Origin of the sequence: Collinsella aerofaciens (genome assembly GCF_040910265.1) — a bacterium.
In the GTDB taxonomy this organism is placed as follows: domain Bacteria; phylum Actinomycetota; class Coriobacteriia; order Coriobacteriales; family Coriobacteriaceae; genus Collinsella; species Collinsella aerofaciens_BK.
This window is the reverse complement of the sequence record NZ_JBDGAW010000034.1, coordinates 1,848-3,339: the sequence shown is the minus strand read 5'-3', so window position 1 is coordinate 3,339 and position 1,492 is coordinate 1,848. Positions and strand designations below refer to the sequence as shown.

Genomic DNA, 1,492 nt, shown 5'->3' with positions numbered 1-1,492 from the left:
CGTACATCTTCCAGACTCGATTCTTTTCTGCGATTTATCAGACAGAATGATAGCAATCATTCATCCGATCCAAACAAGAAGAATTCACTTATAAATGAGTGAGGAGCATCTGATCGCGAGCACAGTACATAGACTGTGCCGCGGTATGAGATACCCGAATTGCGACATACGAGCGCTATTCATGATATCGATTAATTAACTTTAGCGACACGTGGATATCCCGCGGGCCCGATGCGGTCCCGCAAGATACCACGGGCGCACGGCGGATGCCTTGGCACAGGGAGCCGATGAAGGACGCGGCAAGCTGCGATAATCCCCGGCGAGGAGCACACATCCTTCGACCCGGGGGTCTCCGAATGGGCGAACCCATGCACAGCAGTGTGCATATCCCCCCGCTGAACGCATAGGCGGGGGGAGGACAACCCGGGGAACTGAAACATCTAAGTACCCGGAGGAGAGGAAATCAATCTCGAGACTCCCCGAGTAGCGGCGAGCGAAAGGGGACCGATGGCCAAACCGTCGAGCGGGCATACCCGGCAGGGGTTCCGCCGACGGGGTTGCAGGGCCGCGCATCCGGGGGCTGCCGCCCCCGGGCGCAGGTCCGGCTGGGGAGCGGAACGGCATGGGAGGGCCGGCCGCAGCGGGTGACAGCCCCGTACGCGAACCCAGACCGGACGGCGCGACGCGGTCCCTGAGTAGGGCCGGGCACGTGAAACCCGGTCCGAACCTGGGTGGACCACCATCCAAGCCTGAGTACTACCCTGTGACCGATAGCGCACCAGTACCGTGAGGGAAAGGTGAAAAGCACCCCGGGAGGGGAGTGAAACAGTACCTGAAACCGTGCGCCCACGAGCAGTCGGAGCAACTTTTCAGTTGTGACGGCGTGCCTTTTGTAGAATGAGCCAGCGAGTCGCTGGCGCGGGGCGAGGTTAACCGAAAGGGAGCCGGAGCGAAAGCGAGCCTTAACAGGGCGACTTGAGTCCCGCGCCGCGGACGCGAAGCCGGGTGAGCTATCCGTGGGCAGGCTGAAGCGGGGGTAAGACCCCGTGGAGGGCCGAACGCACGTCGGTTGAAAACGGCGGCGATGACCTGCGGATAGGGGTGAAAGGCCAATCAAACCCGGAGATATCTCGTTCTCCCCGAAATAGCTTTAGGGCTAGCGTCGCGCGTTCACCGCCGGAGGTAGAGCACCGGATGGACGAGGGGGCTTCGCCGCCTACCGAATCCAACCGAACTCCGAATGCCGGCGGCCCAGAGCGCGGCAGTCAGAGCATGTGGGCTAAGCTGTGTGCTCGAGAGGGAAACAGCCCGGACCGCCCGCTAAGGTCCCCAAGTTCCAGCCGAGTGGCAAAGGATGTGCGTCCGCCCAGACAACCAGGATGTTGGCTTAGAAGCAGCCATCCATTCAAAGAGTGCGTAACAGCTCACTGGTCGAGTGGACATGCGCCGACAATACACGGGGCTAAGCTGGACACCGAAGCGGCGGGATTTT

General features: G+C 61.1%; 1 rRNA gene (running past one end of the window). It reads left to right on the top strand.

Annotated features, from left to right (window positions below):
* Positions 1 to 239: 239 nt before the first annotated feature.
* Positions 240 to 1,492, top strand: a 23S ribosomal RNA gene (locus AB5Z14_RS10020) (it continues 1,815 nt past the right edge of the window).